The sequence below is a fragment of the Corynebacterium sp. UMB6689 genome (assembly GCF_030215295.1).
GTDB lineage: Bacteria > Actinomycetota > Actinomycetes > Mycobacteriales > Mycobacteriaceae > Corynebacterium > Corynebacterium aurimucosum.
Window position 1 is genome coordinate 1 of sequence record NZ_JASOLS010000241.1, and the last position, 247, is coordinate 247.

Below are 247 nucleotides of genomic sequence, written 5' to 3' on the forward strand. Positions count from 1 at the left end.
CCTTGTTGCCGTCCTCGTCGGTGATGGTGACCGTGACCTCAAAGTCACGCTCTTCCTCATCCTTGCCCCAGTCAGTGATCTTGTCTGGGGTACCAGAAACCTCACCGGTCTTCTCATCAACAGTCAGACCATCCGGCAGACCATCGACCTCAACCTTGCCGTTTTCCGGAACATCCTTAGCGGTATCAAACGGATCAGCCTCCTGACCCTCAACAACAGTGACCTTATCCGTCACCACAGAAGCATC

General features: G+C 54.3%; 1 protein-coding gene. It reads right to left on the reverse strand.

Annotation, left to right across the window (positions count from 1 at the left end; translation table 11 throughout):
- Positions 1 to 247 (reverse strand): Ig domain-containing protein (locus QP363_RS13345; RefSeq protein ID WP_284764845.1); only part of this gene is annotated, 247 nt, incomplete at both ends.